At 66.2% G+C, this 18922-nt stretch carries 21 protein-coding genes and 2 tRNA genes; 17 read left to right on the forward strand and 6 right to left on the reverse strand.

The genetic code is table 11. From position 1 onward, the window contains the following. The first annotated feature begins 37 nt into the window (after positions 1-37). The 3 genes from ACG3SL_RS06560 (at position 38) to ACG3SL_RS06570 (ending at position 1520) form a co-directional block, all read left to right on the forward strand. Entirely contained in the window at positions 38-1219 is a 1182-nt protein-coding gene (locus ACG3SL_RS06560; RefSeq protein ID WP_448665085.1) for an AI-2E family transporter, read from the forward strand. 46 nt (positions 1220-1265) lie between these two features. Next, positions 1266-1342, forward strand: a tRNA-Asp gene (locus ACG3SL_RS06565). A gap of 101 nt (positions 1343-1443) precedes the next feature. Continuing rightward, a tRNA-Asp gene (locus tag ACG3SL_RS06570) sits at positions 1444-1520 on the forward strand. 37 nt (positions 1521-1557) lie between these two features. Here ACG3SL_RS06570 and ACG3SL_RS06575 read toward each other — a convergent pair. The 4 genes from ACG3SL_RS06575 to ACG3SL_RS06590 all read right to left on the reverse strand — a co-directional run bounded on the left by ACG3SL_RS06575 (position 1558) and on the right by ACG3SL_RS06590 (position 3007). Further along, complete coding sequence (locus tag ACG3SL_RS06575; RefSeq protein ID WP_448664335.1) at positions 1558-1764, reverse strand: DUF2842 domain-containing protein; 207 nt, start codon at positions 1762-1764, stop codon at positions 1558-1560. Further along, positions 1761-2315: a 5-formyltetrahydrofolate cyclo-ligase gene (locus tag ACG3SL_RS06580; protein ID WP_448664336.1), complete on the reverse strand. Its 555-nt coding sequence runs from the start codon at positions 2313-2315 to the stop codon at positions 1761-1763. Before ACG3SL_RS06580 ends, ACG3SL_RS06575 begins: the two co-directional genes overlap by 4 nt. Before the next feature lie 201 nt (positions 2316-2516). Continuing rightward, positions 2517-2819, reverse strand: a complete 303-nt coding sequence (locus ACG3SL_RS06585; protein WP_448664337.1) for a cell division protein ZapA — start codon at positions 2817-2819, stop codon at positions 2517-2519. Next, positions 2819-3007 (reverse strand): hypothetical protein, encoded by a 189-nt coding sequence (locus ACG3SL_RS06590; protein ID WP_448664338.1) that lies wholly within the window; start codon positions 3005-3007, stop codon positions 2819-2821. The genes ACG3SL_RS06585 and ACG3SL_RS06590 overlap by 1 nt, the downstream gene beginning before the upstream one ends. Positions 3008-3150: 143 nt before the next feature. Here ACG3SL_RS06590 and tkt point away from each other — a divergent pair, with 143 nt between their 5' ends. The 3 genes from tkt (at position 3151) to ACG3SL_RS06605 (ending at position 7437) form a co-directional block, all read left to right on the forward strand. Continuing rightward, a complete protein-coding gene (gene tkt, locus ACG3SL_RS06595) occupies positions 3151-5100 on the forward strand; it encodes a transketolase (protein WP_448664339.1) in 1950 nt (649 codons plus the stop codon). Between the two features lie 18 nt (positions 5101-5118). Then, positions 5119-6129 carry a type I glyceraldehyde-3-phosphate dehydrogenase gene (gene gap, locus ACG3SL_RS06600; RefSeq protein WP_448664340.1) on the forward strand — a complete coding sequence of 337 codons (1011 nt, stop codon included), beginning with the start codon at positions 5119-5121 and terminating at the stop codon, positions 6127-6129. A 117-nt stretch (positions 6130-6246) separates the two neighbouring features. Further along, on the forward strand, positions 6247-7437 hold the full coding sequence (locus tag ACG3SL_RS06605) for a phosphoglycerate kinase (RefSeq protein ID WP_448664341.1): 1191 nt from the start codon (positions 6247-6249) through the stop codon (positions 7435-7437). A gap of 36 nt (positions 7438-7473) precedes the next feature. On the opposite strand, the gene ACG3SL_RS06610 is transcribed toward ACG3SL_RS06605, so the two are convergent. Beyond that, positions 7474-7983, reverse strand: a complete 510-nt coding sequence (locus ACG3SL_RS06610; protein ID WP_448664342.1) for a TlpA family protein disulfide reductase — start codon at positions 7981-7983, stop codon at positions 7474-7476. Positions 7984-8211: 228 nt separating this feature from the next. Between ACG3SL_RS06610 and ACG3SL_RS06615 the strand changes: the two genes are divergently transcribed. The 4 genes from ACG3SL_RS06615 to thiE all read left to right on the forward strand — a co-directional run bounded on the left by ACG3SL_RS06615 (position 8212) and on the right by thiE (position 10914). Next, complete coding sequence (locus ACG3SL_RS06615; protein ID WP_448664343.1) at positions 8212-9129, forward strand: class I fructose-bisphosphate aldolase; 918 nt, start codon at positions 8212-8214, stop codon at positions 9127-9129. Next, positions 9126-9530: a putative quinol monooxygenase gene (locus ACG3SL_RS06620; protein ID WP_448664344.1), complete on the forward strand. Its 405-nt coding sequence runs from the start codon at positions 9126-9128 to the stop codon at positions 9528-9530. Before ACG3SL_RS06615 ends, ACG3SL_RS06620 begins: the two co-directional genes overlap by 4 nt. Positions 9531-9616: 86 nt before the next feature. Continuing rightward, positions 9617-10174, forward strand: coding sequence for a hypothetical protein (locus ACG3SL_RS06625; protein WP_448664345.1), 558 nt, complete (start codon positions 9617-9619; stop codon positions 10172-10174). Positions 10175-10221: 47 nt separating this feature from the next. Continuing rightward, positions 10222-10914 carry a thiamine phosphate synthase gene (gene thiE / locus ACG3SL_RS06630; RefSeq protein ID WP_448664346.1) on the forward strand — a complete coding sequence of 231 codons (693 nt, stop codon included), beginning with the start codon at positions 10222-10224 and terminating at the stop codon, positions 10912-10914. Between the two features lie 161 nt (positions 10915-11075). Here thiE and ACG3SL_RS06635 read toward each other — a convergent pair whose 3' ends face one another. Further along, on the reverse strand, positions 11076-12128 hold the full coding sequence (locus ACG3SL_RS06635) for a potassium channel family protein (protein WP_448664347.1): 1053 nt from the start codon (positions 12126-12128) through the stop codon (positions 11076-11078). 134 nt (positions 12129-12262) lie between these two features. Between ACG3SL_RS06635 and ACG3SL_RS06640 the strand changes: the two genes are divergently transcribed. The 7 genes from ACG3SL_RS06640 to ACG3SL_RS06670 all read left to right on the forward strand — a co-directional run bounded on the left by ACG3SL_RS06640 (position 12263) and on the right by ACG3SL_RS06670 (position 18900). Continuing rightward, positions 12263-13264, forward strand: coding sequence for a L,D-transpeptidase family protein (locus tag ACG3SL_RS06640; protein ID WP_448664348.1), 1002 nt, complete (start codon positions 12263-12265; stop codon positions 13262-13264). A 6-nt stretch (positions 13265-13270) separates the two neighbouring features. Then, positions 13271-13858, forward strand: a complete 588-nt coding sequence (locus ACG3SL_RS06645) for a M23 family metallopeptidase (protein WP_448664349.1) — start codon at positions 13271-13273, stop codon at positions 13856-13858. Between the two features lie 44 nt (positions 13859-13902). After that, positions 13903-14466 carry an elongation factor P gene (gene efp / locus ACG3SL_RS06650; RefSeq protein WP_448664350.1) on the forward strand — a complete coding sequence of 188 codons (564 nt, stop codon included), beginning with the start codon at positions 13903-13905 and terminating at the stop codon, positions 14464-14466. Next, the gene (locus ACG3SL_RS06655) at positions 14466-14783 is read left to right on the forward strand and encodes a cupin (RefSeq protein WP_448664351.1); all 318 of its coding nucleotides are present in this window, start codon (positions 14466-14468) and stop codon (positions 14781-14783) included. The genes efp and ACG3SL_RS06655 overlap by 1 nt, the downstream gene beginning before the upstream one ends. Next, positions 14783-15598, forward strand: coding sequence for an inositol monophosphatase family protein (locus ACG3SL_RS06660; protein WP_448664352.1), 816 nt, complete (start codon positions 14783-14785; stop codon positions 15596-15598). The genes ACG3SL_RS06655 and ACG3SL_RS06660 overlap by 1 nt, the downstream gene beginning before the upstream one ends. A gap of 139 nt (positions 15599-15737) precedes the next feature. Beyond that, positions 15738-17483 (forward strand): methyl-accepting chemotaxis protein, encoded by a 1746-nt coding sequence (locus ACG3SL_RS06665; protein ID WP_448664353.1) that lies wholly within the window; start codon positions 15738-15740, stop codon positions 17481-17483. A gap of 34 nt (positions 17484-17517) precedes the next feature. Further along, a complete protein-coding gene (locus ACG3SL_RS06670) occupies positions 17518-18900 on the forward strand; it encodes a chemotaxis protein CheW (protein ID WP_448664354.1) in 1383 nt (460 codons plus the stop codon). The last annotated feature ends 22 nt before the right edge of the window (positions 18901-18922 follow it).

Raw genomic sequence — 18922 nt, forward strand, 5'->3', positions numbered from 1 at the left:
TGGTGACGAGGGCCTGGATGGCGGGGCGCGGGCGGGGATGCCGCGCGAGCCCTTCCTGCCGGACGATCCGCACGAAGGGCCGGCCGAAGTCCACAAGCGCGATCGCCTGCTCGCGGCGTTCACGCTGATCGCGGGCATCGGCCTGTTGCTGGCGGTGCCGTTCGCGTTGCAGGCGGGCTCGCCCTTCTTCCTGCCGCTGACGGCAGCGCTGGTGATCGCCATCGCGCTGGTGCCGATGCTGGAATGGCTGGAGCGCCACGGCGTGCCCGCGCCGATCGCGGCGTTCACGTGCGTGCTGCTGTTCCTGGTGGCGGCGAACGTCGCGCTGGCGTCTATCGTGGTGCCGGCCTGGCAATGGGTACGGCGGCTGCCCGAGAGTATCCCGCAGATCCAGCACAACCTCGAGCCGCTGATACGGTTCTACGCGAATTTCGAGCATTTCGTGAACAAGACGCTGCGCAATTTCGCGTCGGCGCCGGTGCGCCAGCCGATGGCGACGATCGCGACTGCACCGCCGCGTTCGCTGCTCGATCTGTTCACCACCTCGGCGCCGTCGGCGCTGATCGAGATGTTTTTCGCGATACTGGTGATCTATTTCTTCCTGTCGGGCTGGACCCGGCTGCGGCGCAACGCGATCACCAGCCGGTCGAGCTTCGGCGGCGCGATGGCGACTGCGCGGGTGATCCAGGACGTGGTCGACGATACCTCCGCCTATCTGGGCACGATCACGCTCATCAACATGACGCTGGGCCTGATCGTCGCGGGCGCGCTGGGGGCGATCGGGATGCCGACGCCGCTGATGTGGGGCGGCATCGTCGCGCTGCTCAACTACATCCCGTATATCGGGCCGGTGATGGCGGCGTTTCTACTGGGGATCGGCGGGCTGATGAGCTTTGCCGATATCTGGTGGGCGCTGGTGCCCGCCGCGATCATGATCGGCGCGCACCTGATCGAAGCGAACGTGGTGACGCCGCTGATCGTCGGCCACCGCCTGACCATCAGCCCGATCCTGATCCTGATCTCGCTCAGCTTCTGGGGATGGGTGTGGGGCACCACCGGCGCGCTGCTGGCGGTGCCGCTGCTCATCATCATCCAGACCGTGGTGAACGCGGCGGGCAAGCCCGATATTGCCGGTTTCCTGTTCGAACACGGCACGCTGGTGGCCGATCCCGGCGAGGCGCGTGCACATCGGCGACAAAGCCGTGATCAATCCGGTTGACACCCCGGAATCGGGCGGCTAGTGCCCGCCTCCTCGCTTGGAGCAAGCGGGTGTAGCTCAGTTGGTTAGAGCGCCGGCCTGTCACGCCGGAGGTCGCGGGTTCAAGTCCCGTCACTCGCGCCACGCGCCTTAACAGGGTGCGTCGGCGTCTTCGAACGGGGTTTCAAATTGCCGCTGCGAGCAGGGCGCTGGACCGACAGGACCGGCTTTCGCGCTTGGAATACGCGGGTGTAGCTCAGTTGGTTAGAGCGCCGGCCTGTCACGCCGGAGGTCGCGGGTTCAAGTCCCGTCACTCGCGCCACGCGCCACAAGGGCGCTGTGTCGCAACTATTCCCGCATCACCGCCAGCGGCCCGTTTCCATCCATCGCAGCAAGGGTTTCAGCGGCGTGATCCACACGATCCCGGTGAAAACATAGATCAGCAGCTGAACGAGCAGCGGCAGAGTCGCGATCTCGCTCGAGAAGCTGGCGATCAGCACAACCCACACCAGAATCAGCCCCAATATGGCCAGCATGCCAGCGGGCTTGCGCCACGATGCGTTCACGGTTCCTCGTGGCAAATCATGCCCTTTTCGGTGATGACGGCGTGCAGCGGCACGTCCCAGATGTCAGCGGGTATGGCAGGCGCTTCCTGGACGCTCCAGGCGACGCCGATTCGCCATGCAGTATCATAGCGGGCGAAGGCGCGATCATAATAGCCGGCGCCCTGTCCGATTCGGTTGAGCCGGTGGTCATAGCCCAGAAGCGGCGCCAGGATGATGTCGGGCGCAAGCTCCTCGCAGCCAATATCGGGCTGCCTGAGGCCAAAGGGGCCGTCGACCAGCGTGTCGCCCGGTTGCCATGCCAGGAACCGCATCGGCGTGGCGCGATCGACGACATGGGGCAGCGCGATCCGGCATCCATGTTCCAGCGCGGCTGCCGCCAACAGGGTGGGGTCGGCTTCGCTGCCCATCGGCATATAGCTCGTGACGACTCGGCCCGGCGCCAATCGCGCCAACAGTCCGTCGGGCGCAAGAATCGCTGCACTCGATTCGGTGGCGAATCGATCTCGCTCGGCGCGGAGTCTCGCGCGGAGTGCCGGCTTGTCCAGGATCATCGGGTTTCCAATGGTGCCGGGGAAAGGGCGGGGTGGCGGGACCACCATGGTCGTTTGCTCGAATATCCTCTGACGCCCGGTACGTCAGGTGGGAACCATGTGCCACAGACCTGGATCTGCACAGGGACAGCTCCCTTGGATGATGAATAGCCTCAGGGATAATCTGTGAGCTCGTGCCGGGCAGTGCCCGCCGCCCCCTATCTAGGCGTCCGCTGCGTCTTCCTCAAGGGCTGCAGCGACGGCTTCGAGGCGATCGGCGATTCTTTCGAGCAATACGGGCGAAACCCCGACGGGTGGATGGCGCTGGGCTTCGTCCACTAGGTCGGCGAGAATCAGCGCCAGATAGACCAGCGTCCGCTCGGCGCTGAGCCCGCCCGAGGCGCGCTGCGCGGCGTCGGCGTGGCTGGCAATCATCGCTTCCAGATTGCGCAGATGTGCCTCGTCGCCGTCACGGGCGGCGATGGGATAGCTTCGCCCCGCGATGGTCAGCGTGATTTCCGCCATCAGTCCTGCTCCGCCGCGGGGGCTTCGCGGGCGATCAGGGCGTCCAGCGAAACGACCGCGTCCTCGATACGCGCGCGCAGCTTCGCGTGGCGTCGTGCGAGTCGCTCGGTGGCATAGGCGCGCGCAGCCGCCGCAGCCTCGATCCGGGCGAGTGCCTGTTCGATACGGGTTTCGGGAGTGCCTGCCATGTCCAGCGTTCGGATAGGCACCCCGCGCCCCAGCGGCAAGCCCTGTGCGAATTGCATTGCGGCGAGCCGGTTGACGCGCGGGCGCATGCGTCCCAAAGGCGTGCCCGCACCATCCAGGCCGCATCTAACACAGGGGAGTCCACGTGACCGCAACCTTCACCGACTGCGCGAATGCGATCCGCGCGCTCGCCATGGACGCTGTGGAGGCCGCGAATTCGGGGCATCCCGGCATGCCGATGGGCATGGCCGACGTCGCGACCGTGCTGTTCCAGAACTACCTGAAGTTCGATCCCGCCGATCCCTATTGGCCCGATCGCGACCGTTTCGTCCTGTCCGCAGGCCATGGCTCGACGCTACTCTACAGCGCGCTGTACCTGACCGGCTATGCGCGCCCGACGATCGACGACATCAAGAATTTCCGCCAGGTCGGCAGCCCCTGCGCCGGGCACCCCGAGAATTTCGAGCTGGCCGGAGTCGAGGCGACCACCGGCCCGCTGGGGCAGGGGATCGCGATGGCGGTCGGCATGGCGATTGCCGAGCGTCACCTGAACGCGACCTTCGGCGACTCGCTGGTCGATCACCGCACCTGGGTGATCGCCGGCGACGGCTGCCTGATGGAAGGCATCAACCACGAAGCGATCGGCATCGCCGGGCACCTCAAGCTCGGGCGGCTGAACGTGTTGTGGGACGACAACAAGATCACGATTGACGGCGCCGTTTCGCTGTCGTCGAGCGAAGACATCCCCGCGCGCTATGCCGCGACCGGCTGGCACGTCGTCGAATGCGACGGCCATGACGCCGTCAGCATCGCCGCCGCGCTGGAAGCCGCGCAGGCCGACCCGCGCCCGTCGCTGGTCCGTTGCCGCACGATCATCGGCAAGGGCGCGCCCAATTTCCAGGGCACGTCGAAGACGCACGGCTCGCCGCTGGGCGCCGCCGAAGTCGCCGCTGCGCGCGAGACGCTGGGCTGGAGCTATGCGCCGTTCGAGATTCCCGATGCGATCCGCGAAGCCTGGCTGACCGCCGGCAGCCGGGGCGCGCCGGTCCGCGCCGCCTGGGTCGATCGTGTCGCTGCCAGCAGCGACGGCGCCGAACTGCTCCGCCGCATGGCGGGCGACCTGCCGGAGGGCTTCTCGCTCGACGCGCATGTCGCCGAGCTGGTCGCCGCCCCGCAAAAGGTCGCGACGCGCAAGGCGTCCGAAATGGCGCTGGTCGCGATCAACGCCGCGCTGCCCGAGACGATCGGCGGGTCGGCGGACCTTACGCCGTCGAACAATACGCTGACCAAGGGTCTGGAGGACCTGACCGCTGACAATTACGGTGGTCGCTACGTTCGCTATGGCATCCGCGAGTTCGGCATGGCCGCCGCGATGAACGGCATGGCGCTGCACGGCGGCGTGATCCCCTATGGTGGCACCTTCCTGGTCTTTTCCGATTATGCCCGCCCGGCGATCCGCCTCTCGGCGCTTCAGCGCGCGCGTGTGGTCTATGTCATGACGCACGATTCGATCGGGCTGGGCGAGGATGGCCCGACCCATCAGCCGATCGAGCATGTCATGTCGCTGCGGCTCATCCCCAATCTGGAAGTGTGGCGCCCGTGCGATGCGGTCGAGACGGCGGAGGCCTGGGCCTCGGCGATCGAGCGCAAGAGTGGGCCGGCGCTGCTGGCGCTTTCCCGCCAGAACCTGCCGCAGCTGAGCAGCGGCGGCGCGGCGAAGGGCGGCTATCGCCTTCAGGCCGCAGAGGCACCGCGCAAGGTCGTGCTGCTGGCGACCGGATCGGAAGTCGAAGTCGCCGTCGCGGTGCGCGCGGCGCTGGAGGCACAGGGGATCGGCGCCGATGTCGTATCGATGCCGTGCTGGTCGCGCTTCGATGCGCAGGACGCGGCGTACAAGGCCGACCTGCTACCCAAGGACGCGCTGCGCGTGTCGATCGAGGCCGGCATCACCAGCGGCTGGGAACGCTATACCGGCGATGGGCTGAACTTCGGGGTCGATGCATTCGGCGCCTCGGGTCCCTATCTGCGACTGTACGAACATTTTGGTCTGACGGCTGCGGCGATCGTGCCGCAGATCGTCGCAAAGCTGAACTGAACCAGGAGAAACAGGCACATGACGAAGGTTGCGATCAACGGTTTCGGACGCATTGGCCGTCTGGTGGCGCGCGCGATCCTGGAGCGCCCCGACAGCGGTCTCGAGCTGGTCACTATCAACGATCTGGCCGATGCGAAGTCCAATGCCTGGCTGTTCTCGCGCGATAGCGTGCACGGCAAGTATCCGGGCACGGTCGAAGCGGACGGCAACGACCTGGTCATCGACGGCAAGCGCATCCGCGTGACCGCCGAGCGCGATCCGGCGAACCTGCCGCACGCCGAGAACGGCGTCGAGCTGGTGCTGGAATGCACCGGCTTCTTCACCGACCGCGCCAGCGCCCAGAAGCACATCGATGCCGGTGCGAAGAAGGTGCTGATCTCGGCCCCCGGCAAGAATGTGGACCTGACCGTCGTGTTCGGCGTGAACCACGAAAAGCTCGAGGCCGGCCACACGATCGTGTCGAACGCATCGTGCACCACCAACTGCTTGGCGCCGGTCGCCAAGGTGCTGAACGATTCGATCGGCATCGAACGCGGCCTGATGACCACGGTCCACGCCTATACCAACGACCAGAAGATCCTCGACCAGATCCACCCGGACCTGCGCCGTGCGCGCGCCGCCGCCATGTCGATCATCCCGACCACGACGGGTGCCGCCCGCGCCGTGGGCGAAGTGCTGCCCGAGCTGAAGGGCCGGCTCGACGGCTCGGCGATCCGCGTCCCCGTGCCGGACGGCAGCCTGGTCGACCTGACCTTCACGCCGAAGCGCGACACGACCCGCGACGAAGTCAACGCGATCCTCAAGGCCGCCTCGGAAGAGGGCCCGCTGAAGGGCGTGCTGTACTTCTCGGACGAGCCGCTGGTGTCGATCGACATCGTCCACACGCCGGCGTCCTCGACCGTCGACAGCCTCGAGACCGCCGTGCTCGACGGCAAGCTGGTGCGCGTCGTCAGCTGGTACGACAATGAATGGGGCTTCTCGAACCGGATGGTCGACACCGCCGGGGTGATGGCGAAGCTGTCGGCTTAATTGCCGACGTACATCCTCACCCTTCCGCGGCTTCGCCGCTCTCTCCCTCTCCCAATGGGAGAGGGAAGGGGCCCGCCGCCGCAGGCGGTGGGAAGGGTGAGGGAGACGGAGTTAAAGATGACAAGACCTTTCAAGACGCTCGACGACATGGGCGACATCACGGGCAAGCGGGTGCTGGTCCGCGAGGACCTCAACGTGCCGATGGCCGATGGCAAGGTGACCGATGACACCCGGCTCCGTGCCGCGCTCCAGACCGTCGCCGAGCTTTCCGATCGCGGCGCGAAGGTGCTGGTGCTCGCCCATTTCGGCCGGCCCAAGGGGGTGCCGAGCGCGGAATTCTCGCTGTCGCAGGTCGTGGAGCCGTTCGCGCAGGTGCTTGGCCGTCCGGTGCGCTACATCGACTGGGAAGGCGATGCCGCTGCCGTTGCGACGCTCAACGAAGGGGACATCGCGCTGCTCGAGAACACCCGCTTCTTCGGCGGCGAGGAAAAGAACGATCCCGCCGTGGTCGATCGCTTCGCGGCGCTGGGCGACCTGTACGTCAACGATGCCTTCTCCGCCGCGCACCGCGCCCACGCTTCTACCGAGGGGCTGGCGCACAAGCTGCCGGCGTTCGCCGGGCGCCAGATGGAGGCCGAACTCGACGCGCTCGACAAGGCGCTGGGCAATCCCGAGCATCCGGTGGCGGCAGTAGTCGGCGGCGCGAAGGTCTCGTCCAAGCTCGACGTGCTGCGCCACCTAGTCGAGAAGGTGGATCACCTCATCATCGGCGGGGGCATGGCCAACACCTTCCTGGCGGCGCGCGGCGTCGATGTGGGCAAGTCGCTGTGCGAGCACGACCTGACCGGCACTGCCGAGGAAATCCTGGACGCGGCGGACCGGGCCAATTGCACCGTCCACCTGCCCTATGACGTGGTGGTCGCCAAGGAGTTCAAGCCCAATCCGGCGACGCGCACGGTCAACGTGCACGAAGTCGAGGCGGACGAGATGATCCTCGACATCGGCCCGGCGGCGACCGAGGCGCTGGCCGACGTGCTCAAGACGTGCCGCACGCTGGTGTGGAACGGGCCGCTGGGCGCGTTCGAGACGCCGCCGTTCGACACGGCGACGGTCGCACTGGCGCGGACGGCTGCGGCGCTCACCAAGGAAGGCTCGCTCGTCTCGGTCGCCGGTGGCGGCGATACCGTTGCGGCGCTGAACCAGGCCGGGGTGGCGGGCGATTTCAGCTTCGTCTCGACCGCAGGCGGCGCCTTCCTGGAATGGATGGAAGGCAAGGAACTGCCAGGCGTGGCCGCGCTCGCGCGATAATCTTGCAAATGGCGGGGAGGCCCTTCGGCCTCCCCCTCATGCGCCGGCGGGTTCGCGCAACAGCGGGACCAGCAGCGCGTTCAGGGCATTCAGATCGAACGAACCGGCCGCCGCCCAGCGTACCGTCCCCGCGCGGTCGATCACGTAATTGGACGGCACTGCACCCTCGATCGCCGTGTAGGGGCCCTTGATCCGGCGCGTCGGCTGGATGGTCATCGCGGCGAACAATTCCTTCATCTTGAAGAGCGGCGCCGAATCCTGCGTCGTCAGCGCGTACACGCGCAGGCCATGCTTCTTGTTGATGCGGTAATAGGTGTCGAGCAGCGGCAATTCGGTGCGGCACGGCACGCACCATGTCGCCCAGATGTTGAGCACCACGACGTCGCCGCGCATCTCCGACAAGCTGACCTTGGTCCCGTCGATCAGCGTCAGTTCGGCCTCGGGCGCGGGCTGCCCAACCTTGGGGGTTTTCGCGGCGGCGATGGCAGGCAGGGGCAACAACAGTCCCGCGCCAAGACCCAGCAGCGCGCGCCGATCACACTTCATGATTCCCCCCAAATTTTCCCCGCGCGATCCAGTGTACGATCGCCTCACCGCGCGTCAATTATAGTATTTGCGTTACCAATAAAGTACCAAATCACGGATAGGTTATCTGGTTGTTTTGCATTGCCAAAACTCATTTGGCACCGCACCATTTGGGCAACGTTGTCAGCCTTTTCCGTACTGCGCTACCGCGATAGGGACCCCGGCATCGACACCACCGAAGGACAACAAATGGGCATCACGCCAGCGGTAAAAGCGATCCTCGCCAACTACGAATCCGACAATCCGGGCGTGAAGGCGAACCTTGCGCGCATCCTGATGCAGGGCAAGCTGGGCGGCACGGGCAAGCTCATCATTTTGCCGGTCGACCAGGGGTTCGAGCATGGCCCCGCGCGCAGCTTCGCCGTCAATCCCGATGCCTATGACCCCCATTATCACTATCAGCTGGCGATCGACGCGGGGCTGAGCGCCTATGCCGCGCCGCTGGGCATGATCGAGGCGGGGGCGGACACCTTTGCCGGCCAGATCCCGACCATCCTCAAGGTCAACAGCTCCAACAGCTGGGCCACCGGCATCAACCAGGCCGTGACCGGCGGCGTGGACGACGCGCTGCGGCTGGGCTGCGCGGCGATCGGCTTCACCATCTATCCGGGCGCCGACGACATTTTCGACATGATGGAGGAGATCAAGGAACTGTCCGCCGAGGCCAAGGCCGTCGGGATCGCGACGGTCCTCTGGTCCTATCCGCGCGGCGGCAAGCTGTCGAAGGACGGCGAACTGGCCCTCGACGTCGGCGCCTATGCCGCGCACATGGCGGCGCTGCTGGGCGCGCACATCATCAAGGTGAAGCTGCCGACCGCGCATATCGAGCAGAAGGAAGCGCAGAAAGCCTATGAAGGCACTGACTGGTCGGCGCAATCGGACCGCGTCCGCCATGTCGTGAAGAGCTGCTTCAACGGGCGCCGTATCGTCGTGTTCTCGGGCGGCGCGGCCAAGGGGGCCGACGCCGTGTACCAGGACGCGCGCGACATCCGCGACGGCGGCGGCAACGGATCGATCATCGGCCGCAATACCTTCCAGCGCCCTCGCGACGAGGCGCTGGCGATGCTCGACCGGCTGGTGGGCATCTATCAGGGCCAGGAAGCGTGATCGCGCGCCGCCCGGCACTGGCGGGCCTCGCACTCGCCATGCTGGGCGGCCCCGCGCTGGCGGCGCAGGCGGTCGCCGAACAGGGCAATGCCGCGTTCGGGATGGTCGGCAAGATGAAGGCCAAGCCCGGCCAGCGCGCCGCGCTGATTGCCATTCTGGCGGCGGGGACGGGCGCGATGCCCGGTTGCCGCGCCTATCTTATCGCCGAGGATGCCGCCGATCTCGACGCGATCTGGATCACCGAGATTTGGGACGACAAGGCGAGCCATGCCGCCTCGCTGCAACTGCCCGCCGTGCGCGACGCGATCGCCAAGGGGCGGCCGCTGATCGCGGGGTTCGAGCTGAGCGCGGAGACAAGGCCCGTGGCAGCGGCGAGCTTCCAGAGAGGTGGCGGCCTGTGATCCGGCAGCTGTTGGCGGCAGCGGGTGCTGCGTCGTTACTTTCGGCGGTACCCGCAACCGCGTGCAGCCCCGTTCCCGGCTACCAAGTGCCCACCACGCTGGACATGGCGGAGGAGGCCGAGGCCATCGTCGTCGCCGAGGTGGTCGGTGAGCGCCGCACGAAGGAGCCGTGGGACGGCGTTGTTCTCACAAAGCCGATTGCCCTGCTCAAGGGCGCGGCGATGCCGCCGCAGGTGGAAATCGCCGGGGCCGGACTCGCGCCCGTGGGGAGGGGCAGAGTGTGGCGGAGCGATCCGCAAGAGCTGCGCAGGGCCAATCGCGGCGCGATGATCGGCGGTTGCGTCCGCTACACCTTTGCGCGCGGCATGAAGCTATTGCTGTTCCTGGTGCGCGACGAGAAAGGCCAGCTGGTGCCGTTCCGCAGCCCCTTCGCTCGCGATTCCGAGGACGTCGAGAGCCTCGATTCGCTCTGGGTGAAGGCTGTGCGCGAATATGTCGCCCTGTCCGCGTTGCCGAAGGGCGAACGCCGCGACCGGCTGCGTGCCCGCGCCGATGCGCTGCGCAACGGCGATTCCGACGACCGGGCGATCGCCGCCGATATGTATGTGGAGCTGGATGGCACGCGGGCGCCCAACACCGACTGACCGGGACTCGCTTGACCGCAGGCGCCGCGCAGTGGAATGCGAAGCGCATGACCGAACCCGATGACGCCCCGTTTGGCGAGAACGCGCTGGAAGGCTTTGCCGAGCAATTCGTGCGCGACGATCGCCGTCCGCCCTGCCAGCTCTATCTGATTTCCCCGCTCGACGTGACCGGCGGCTTTGCCGATCGGCTGAAGCGTGCGTTCGACGCCGGCCCGGTGGCGGCGTTCCAGTTTCGGGTGAAGGGTGTCGACCAGCACGAGGCGGTGCGCCTGGCCGAGCCGCTTCAGCGGATTTGCAGCGATGCCGACGTCGCGTTCCTCGTCAACGACAGCATCAGCCTGGCGAAGCGGCTTGGCGCGGATGGCGTGCATCTGGGGCAGGGCGACGGCGACGCGCGGGAGGCGCGGACGGTGCTGGGCCCCACGGCGCAGATCGGCGTGACGTGCCACGATAGCCGTCACCTCGCGATGGAAGCGGGGGAGGCGGGGGCGGATTATGTCGCGTTCGGCGCCTTCTACCCCACCACGACCAAGGAAACCCGGCATCAGGCCGAACCGGCGATCCTCAGCTGGTGGACCACCGTGTTCGAAATCCCGTGCGTCGCTATTGGCGGGATCACACCCGCCAATGCAGCCCCGCTGGTGGCAGCGGGCGCCGACTTCCTGGCAGTGAGCGGTGCCGTGTGGGGCGGCGACGAGGCGGCAGCGGTGCGCGCCTTTGCCGATCTGCTCGCCCGCTAGTGGATTGATTTTGACATTCGCATCCGCTTGCCGCGCAGCTCTCGCTGCGAATGTCAAAATCACAAAATCCACTATAATCAGATAATTACTAGTGGTCCTGGAGATTCTGACATTTGCCCCTGACCATGCTGAAAGGGGTAGCAAATGTCAGAATCGGACCACTAGAAGCGATTGCGGCCCGCGCGGATTTCCTCGCGGGTTGAGAACAGTGCCTTTGCCGCGCGGGACGAGTCGCGGACGACGATCAACACTTCGTCGCCCGGCTCGATGCGCTCGTCGGGGGCGGGGCGGACCATTCGGCCGTCCTCGCCGCGGTTGATCTGGACGATGAACAGGGCCCCCGCCGCGCGGCGCTCGGCTTCGGCGACGGTGATCCCGCACATCGCCGCGCCTTTCACCGCGCGCACCTTTTCCAGGTCGAGGCCCAGTTCGCCCAGCTCGGTCCGCGCCTTGCCCAGCCGCGCATCGTCGATCAGGTCGTTGCTCGCGGGGTAGAGGATCATCCGCGCGATCCGTTCGGCGCCGATATGCGTGGGCAGGACGACATGGTCCGCGCCCGCCTGGCGCAGCTTGCGCTCGGTCGCGGGCACCTCGCCCCGGGCGATGATCTCGAGGCCGGCGTTCAGATTGCGCGCGGAAAGCGTGATGAAGACATTGGCCGCATCGTCGGGCAGCACCGTCGCCAGCACGCGCGCGCGCGCGATCCCGGCGCTCACCAAGGCCTCCTCCTCGGTCGCGTCGCCCGGTTCGCACAGGAATCCCGCGGCCTCCGCCTCCGCCAGTCGCGCCGGATTGCGGTCCAGCACCACCAGCGGCATCCCCGCGCGGCCCAGTTCCTCGGCCACCATCACGCCGATCCGGCCATAGCCACAGACGATAACGTGGTTGGACAGCTTCTCGACTCGACTGTGCATGCGCGTGCCCCCGAAGATCTGGCGAATCTGCATGACGGTAAGGAATTGCACCAGCGCGCCGGTGAACAGGATCATGCCGGTGCAGCCCAGCATCATCGTCGCCATGGTGACGACGTGGAGATAGGTGGTATCGATCGGATGGACCTCGCCATAGCCGACCGAGAACACCGTAAGCACCACCATGTAGGATGCGTCGGTAAAGCTCCACCCCGCCGCCATATAGGCAATCGTCGCCGCCACCGCGACGACGCCGACGAACGACAGGATCGAGACGAGATTGCGCGTGGGCGAGCCCAACACGCTGTCCGCCGTTCGTTTGGTCCTCCGCATGGGCGGGCATGGTGCAGGCGCGGCGCGAGTGTGTCCAGTTCGTTTCCCTGTGGAAACAACCGCCGGTCGGCTCGTTACCCCCTTGAGACAAGGGAGAACTGCCTGTGCGTACCGGAATTGCCGCCTGTGTCCTGGTGCTTGGCGCGGGCACCGCCCTTGCCCAGCCGACCGCTGCGCCTGCGAAGCCCCCGATCGACTACACCATCCTGCACGCGCAGGTGATCCTCGACCATCTCGGCTTCTCGCCCGGCATCCTGGACGGGCGCGAGGGCCAGTCGCTGGTTGCGGCGCTCAAGGGGTTTCAGGAAAGCCGGGGCCTGCGCCGCACGGGCACGCTCGATCCGGCGACGCTGGGGGCGCTCCACGCCTATCGCGACTGGCGCCCGGTGCGCCGCCTGGCCGTGCCGACGGAAGGATTGCAGGGGCCCTTCGTCAATCCGATGCCCAAGGACCCGGCGGAGCAGGCCAAGCTGAAGACACTGGGCTATGCCCGCCCGCTGGAGAAGCTGGCGGAGATGTTCCACACCACGCCCGAAGTGCTGGTCGAGCTGAACCCCGGCGGCGCGGCGATCGCGCCGAACGCCGTGTTCGTGTTCCCCAACGCGCTGCCCGCGTCACGCGACTATCCCGCCGACGCCAAGCCCGAATGGCGCAGGACGCTCGCCGAGCTCAACGTCGATGCGAAGCAGCCCGAGGCGGATCACATCGTGGTCGACAAGTCCGACAAGGTGCTGCGCGTGCTCGACAAGAACGACAAGCTGGTCGCGCAGTTCAGCGCGACCATGGGCAGCGAGCACGACCCGCTGCCGATCGGCACGTGGAAGATCAACGGCGCCGACACCAATCCTAAGTTCCACTTCAACCCGGACCTGTTCTGGGATGCCAAGCCGGGCGATGAAAAGGCGATGCTGCCGCCGGGGCCCAATGGGCCGGTGGGCGTCGTCTGGCTCGACTTGTCGAAGGAGCATTACGGCATCCACGGCACGCCCGAGCCGCAGACGATCGGCCGGACCGAGAGCCATGGCTGCATCCGCCTCACCAACTGGGACGCCGCGCGGCTGGCGTTGATGGTCAAGCCGGGGACGAAGGCGGTGTTTCAGGAGTAGGGCAATATGGTCTGGGCGCGACGGATCGGATGGGGCTTTGCGGCGCTGTTGCTGCTGACCGTGGCGGCCTTTGCGTCGATGGTGCGGGTCACCTTCGGTCCCGCATCCGCTCCGCCGCCCCGCGCCCCCGCAGAGGCGCAGGCGGAGGGCGGCGAGGCGGCGCTGGTCATACCCGTCGCCGGGGTTTCGCCCGATCAACTCGCCGACAGCTGGGGCGATACGCGCGGCGACGGCAGCCGTGCCCATCACGCCATCGACATCATGGCCCCTCGCGGCACGCCCGTGCTGGCGGCGGCATCGGGCAAGGTGGAGAAGCAGTTCGAAAGCGCGAACGGCGGCCACACGCTGTATGTGCGCACCCCGGATGGCGGCACGATCCATTACTACGCCCATCTCGACGCCTATCGCGTCGCCGAGGGTCAGGCAGTGCGCCAAGGGGACGTGATCGCCACCGTGGGCAACACCGGCAGCGCGGCGGGCGGGGCTCCGCATCTGCATTTCGAGATCAAGATGATGCGCCCCGGCGAGCGATGGTGGGAAGGGACCAACATCAATCCCTATCCGCTGCTTGCTAGAAAGACCGTCCGCAGCTAAAGGCGCTGCCTTCGCTCTTTCTCAGGCAAACAGGTCTCGATCCCATGAAGATCAGCGGCGTGGACATTCGTCCCGGCAACATCATCGAATATGAAGGCGGCATCTGGCGCGCCGTCAAGATTCAGCACACCCAGCCCGGCAAGGGCGGCGCCTACATGCAGGTCGAGATGAAGAACCTCATCGACGGCCGCAAGAACAACGTCCGCTTCCGCTCGGCGGAGACGGTCGAGCGCGTGCGCCTGGACACCACCGATTTCCAGTTCCTGTTCCGCGACGGCGATGCGCTGACGTTCATGGACAAGGTCACCTACGACCAGATCACGCTCGACGCGGGCATCCTGGGCGATGCCGCAGCCTTCCTGCAGGACGGCATGGACGTGGTGATGGAGCTGTATGACGAGCGTCCGATCAGCGTCCAGCTGCCCGATACGATCGAAGCGACGATCGTCGAGGCGGATGCCGTGGTGAAGGGCCAGACGGCCTCTTCGAGCTACAAGCCCGCCGTGCTCGACAATGGCGTGCGCATCATGGTGCCGCCGCACATCGCCGCCGGCACCCGCATCGTCGTCGACGTGTACGAACAAACCTACGTCAAGCGCGCCGACTGATGGCCCGCATCATCCAGGACGCACGCAGTTTTCGCGCCGACGCGGCGTGGGGCGCGCGCGACCTGGTTGAGATCGAGGGCGCGACCGCGCGGCTCCACTGGACGGACCAGCCCTATCGCTGGCACGTCAACGATGGGGGCGAGCTGTTCTGTGTCCTCGATGGCGAAGTCGACATGCATTACCGTGTCGATGGCGGCGAACAGGTGGCCCGGCTGTGTGCCGGGGACATGTTCGTTGCCGACGCCGGCGACGCCCATGTCGCGCATCCCGTGGGCGAAGCCCGCATCCTGGTTTTCGAGCGCAAAGGCTCCCTATAATGGTTTCCCACTCCGGCCTCCTCACCGTCATGGAACGCGCCGCGCGCAAGGCCGCGCCGCGCCTGCGTCGCGACTTCAACGAGGTCCAGCACCTCCAGGTGAGCCGCAAGGGGCCTGCCGACTTCGTCTCGATGGCCGACAAGCGCGCCGAGGAAACCATCATCGAGGAACTGCGCAAGGCGCGTCCCGACTGGCGCATCCTGGCCGAAGAAGGTGGCGAATTGCCCGGCGATCCGGACAAGCCGCGCTGGATCATCGATCCGCTCGACGGCACCAGCAACTTCCTCCACGGTATCCCGCATTTCTGCATCTCGATCGCCGTCGAGGAGCCGATGGGCGCGCAGGGGCGGTCGGAAATCACCAGCGGGCTGATCTATCAGCCGCTGACCGATGAGAGCTTCTGGGCCGAAAAGGGCCGGGGTGCCTGGCTCCAGGACCAGCGGCTGCGCGTATCGTCGCGGCGCGACCTGTTCGAATCGCTGATCGCCACCGGCATCCCGTTCATGGGGCATGGCGATTTCGTCGAGTGGAGCCGCATCTTCGGTGCGGTCGCTCCCGAAGTGGCGGGGATCCGCCGTCTGGGCTCGGCTGCGCTGGATCTGGCTTGGGTCGCGGCGGGGCGTTTCGACGGCTATTGGGAATCGCACCTGAAGCCGTGGGACGTCGCGGCGGGCATGTTGCTGGTCAAGGAAGCCGGCGGCTTCGTGACCGATTTCCGCGGGCAGGACATGGCACGCGAGCGCAACCAGTTCCTGGCGGCGAACGACGCGATCCACTCGAAACTGCACAAGCTGGTCGCCAACGCCCTTCGCTGAAGGCGATTCCCGGTACATTTACTGAGCGTTGGTGTCCAAGCCTGCGCTTTCGATGGCTCTATAAATCAAGGGCAAGTCCGCACGGAAGCGAGTTGGTTCGCCGAGATGGGGGCTGTGCCTTTGGGAGCCTGACCAAGCGATGAGCGTAGAGAATTCCGCAGCAGATCGATCGGCCTTGTCGCCGAATTCGTCTGATGAATGTAAAGCTTTCTCGGAACTGGCGCAGGCGATCGATCAGTTTCAAGCAGTTATCGAGTTCGCGCCCGACGGCACGATATTGCGCGCCAACCGGCGATTCCTTGCGTTCATGGGATATGCCGAGGACGAAGTCGTTGGCCAGCACCATCGCATGTTTTGCGAACAGGGCTACGCAGCCAGTACCGGCTATAGCGGGTTCTGGAGAGCGCTGCGCAACGGCGAACTGCAGGACGGCGAGTTCATGCGGATCGCCAATGGCGGGCGCGAAGTCTGGATCCGCGCGAGCTACGCACCGGTCAAAGGGCCGGACGGCGTGGTTCACAAAGTCATCAAGATGGCGATGGACATTACCGAAGAGAAGCTGCGCACCGCGGCCTTTGAAGGTAAGCTCCGCGCAATAGACCGTGCGCGTGCCGTGATCGAGTTCTCGCTGGATGGCACGGTGCAGACCGCGAACGAGAATTTCCTCGACGTGACGGGCTATCGTCTTGAGGAGATTGTCGGAAAGCATCACCGGATGTTCTGTGATCCGGCATATACCGAAAGCTCCGAATATAGTGTGTTCTGGAAGCACCTTAGAGAAGGCGAGTTCTTCTCTGGCGAATACAAGCGCGTCACAAAAAGCGGTGCGGAAATCTGGCTCCAGGCGATCTACAACCCGATCCTCGATGCCAAGGGGCGCACGGTCCGCGTCGTGAAGTTCGCGACGGACATAACGGCGGACAAGATTCGCGCGATCGAGGCGCACAGCCGTGCCGAAGCTGTCGAGCGCAGCCTTGCCGTGATCGAATTCGACATGGATGGAACCATCCTGCGCGCGAACGAGAATTTCCTGAGCACCATGGGGTACACGTTGCGCGAGGTACAATCGCAGCACCATTCGATGTTCTGTGAAGAGCGCTACCTGAAAACCAGGGAATATAGCGACTTCTGGAGATCGCTGAACCGTGGGGAGTCCCATAGCGGTCGCTTCCACCGGATCGGGAAATACGGGCGGGATGTCTATATCCAGGCCAGCTACAACCCGGTGTACGACCTTCAGGGCAAGCCGTCGCGCGTCATCAAATATGCCTATGACGTGACCGAGCAGGTTCTGCTGGAGCAGAAGATCGAGTCAAAGAGTGCGGCGATGAGCGGGATGGTCGGCGAGCTCGATGGTGCAATCACGTCGATCAGCTCGGGTGCGGCGATGGCGATCGGGCTTGCGCGCGAGACCGAAGGCGCCGCGACGGACGGTAGCAGCGCCATCGCCGGCGCGATGGATGCGATTGATCTGATCCAGAAATCCTCGGGCAAGATCGCTGACACGATCGACACGATCGGGGATCTCGCCAGCCAGACCAACCTGCTCGCCTTCAATGCGGCGATCGAGGCGGCGCGCGCGGGTGAGCACGGCGTTGGCTTCTCGGTTGTCGCCGAGGAGGTTCGCAAGCTGGCCGAACGCAGCGCCGCCGCCGCCGAGGAAATTACGCGTCTGATCGAAGAGTCGATCGATCGCGTGCAACTTGGAACCGAGCGTTCTCGTGATGCCCGCGCGGCTTTCGAACGGATCGCTGACTGTGTCCAAAAAACTGGCGTAGCGATCAGTGCGATTTCGGGTTCGGTCGAGGCGCAGGAGGGCGTTTCGCGCCAGGTGGTGTCGCTGATCGGCGAACTGGTGTCGTCCACGCAGGATCGGGCCGCGTGACGTGGCGGCCGTCGCCCCAGACCGCCCTTGCGATGTGACGACAACGGCGCACCCCGGCACCCTCGAACTGGGCATGATGCGGCTGGCCGGGCAGGACGTGGCGATCCCGGCGGCGCTTGTCCGCGAGGTTGTGCCGTGCCCGCCGACGCTGGCCGCGCCCTTCGGTGCCGCGCCGGGCCTGATCGGCAGCGTGGTGATCCGCGACTCGGTGATCCCCGTCATCGACCCCCGCGCGATGCTGGGGCTTCCCGAAGATCGCGACGCGCCGCGCGGGATCATCGTGGTCGTGTGCGAGGGCGACTGGCTGCTCGGCATCCGGCTCGATTCGGTGTCGGGAATCGAACGAGTCGAGCAGCATGACCTGCAAGAGACCCAGCTTCGCGCGACAGAACAGTGCCTGGTCCCGCGCAGCTTCGTGCGGGGCGAGCAGGTGGTGCGCGTGCTCGATCCGCATGCGCTGTTCGCGTTGCCCGGCATGCCGATGGCGCGGACCCGAAACCGCAGCGACGCGCGCTTCGCCAGCGATGGCGAGCGCCGCCCGGCGGTGATGATCACCACCGGGGGCGTGAAGATCGGCGTCGATGCCGAACTGACCGCCGGCACGGTCCCGCTGACATCGCTGCGGCCCAGCCCGGTTCCGACCGAGCGCTGGCGGCAATTGGTCGACTATCTCGGCTTCGAAGTGCCGGTGCTCGGCGATCTCGCGGCGTTGGGGCTGTCGGGCGAGCCGCAGCCGGATGCCAATGGCGCGGTCATCGTGCTGCGGATCGCCGAGTCGCGTTATATCTGCGTGATCGTCGAGCAGATGCGCGGCATCACGCGTCTGCTGGCGTCGCAGATCGAGCCCATTCCGGACAATTGGGGGCAGGGGCTCACGCTGTTTGCGGGGATGTTCCACGATCCGGCGTCGGGGCAAAATCTGATGATCGACAGCGACGCCTGCCGCAATCATCCTGAATTTGTCCGCATGGCCGAACTGTGCCGACCCACCGGCGCCCGTGCAGGCACAGCCGCGGCCGAGGGCGGGGCAACGCGATCCCAGCGCCACCTCATCATCCGGGCGGGCACCCGTTTCCATGCGTGCCGACTGGATAAAGTCCGCGAAATCATACGCTTCCCCGGTTTTAGCTCGGCAACTGCGGGCGTGGTGCCGGGGATGCGGGGGCTTGCCGACCATCGCGGGCGCGCCTTGCCGCTGTTCGATCTGGACCCCGCCATGCCGGCGCTGGGGAATCTTGCGGACCTGCTGGTTCTGCGCACCGAGGCTGCGGACGGCGCGTGCAAGGGCTATCTGATCGACTCGCTCTGCGCGATCGAGGTTTCCCCCGCCGAACCCCGACCCGGGGCCGAAGGCGCGTTCGTCATGGCGCGGATCGGGGGCGAGGCGGTGGCGGTCAACGTCAACCCGCTCGACTGACGCTAGGGCACGCTGCTTATTG

This window comes from Sphingomonas degradans, assembly GCF_053502645.1.

Excerpts from the sequence above, each read along its gene's own strand:
- ACG3SL_RS06655 (WP_448664351.1), top strand. The coding sequence starts at position 14,466 with ATGGCCCGCATCATCCAGGACGCACGCAGTTTTCGCGCCGACGCGGCG.
- ACG3SL_RS06665 (WP_448664353.1), top strand. The coding sequence starts at position 15,738 with ATGAGCGTAGAGAATTCCGCAGCAGATCGATCGGCCTTGTCGCCGAAT.
- ACG3SL_RS06645 (WP_448664349.1), top strand. The coding sequence starts at position 13,271 with ATGGTCTGGGCGCGACGGATCGGATGGGGCTTTGCGGCGCTGTTGCTG.
- ACG3SL_RS06590 (WP_448664338.1), bottom strand. The coding sequence starts at position 3,007 with ATGGCAGGCACTCCCGAAACCCGTATCGAACAGGCACTCGCCCGGATC.
- ACG3SL_RS06580 (WP_448664336.1), bottom strand. The coding sequence starts at position 2,315 with ATGATCCTGGACAAGCCGGCACTCCGCGCGAGACTCCGCGCCGAGCGA.
- ACG3SL_RS06605 (WP_448664341.1), top strand. The coding sequence starts at position 6,247 with ATGACAAGACCTTTCAAGACGCTCGACGACATGGGCGACATCACGGGC.
- ACG3SL_RS06615 (WP_448664343.1), top strand. The coding sequence starts at position 8,212 with ATGGGCATCACGCCAGCGGTAAAAGCGATCCTCGCCAACTACGAATCC.
- gap (WP_448664340.1), top strand. The coding sequence starts at position 5,119 with ATGACGAAGGTTGCGATCAACGGTTTCGGACGCATTGGCCGTCTGGTG.
- ACG3SL_RS06560 (WP_448665085.1), top strand. The coding sequence starts at position 38 with ATGCCGCGCGAGCCCTTCCTGCCGGACGATCCGCACGAAGGGCCGGCC.
- efp (WP_448664350.1), top strand. The coding sequence starts at position 13,903 with ATGAAGATCAGCGGCGTGGACATTCGTCCCGGCAACATCATCGAATAT.
- ACG3SL_RS06660 (WP_448664352.1), top strand. The coding sequence starts at position 14,783 with ATGGTTTCCCACTCCGGCCTCCTCACCGTCATGGAACGCGCCGCGCGC.
- thiE (WP_448664346.1), top strand. The coding sequence starts at position 10,222 with ATGACCGAACCCGATGACGCCCCGTTTGGCGAGAACGCGCTGGAAGGC.
- ACG3SL_RS06610 (WP_448664342.1), bottom strand. The coding sequence starts at position 7,983 with ATGAAGTGTGATCGGCGCGCGCTGCTGGGTCTTGGCGCGGGACTGTTG.
- ACG3SL_RS06585 (WP_448664337.1), bottom strand. The coding sequence starts at position 2,819 with ATGGCGGAAATCACGCTGACCATCGCGGGGCGAAGCTATCCCATCGCC.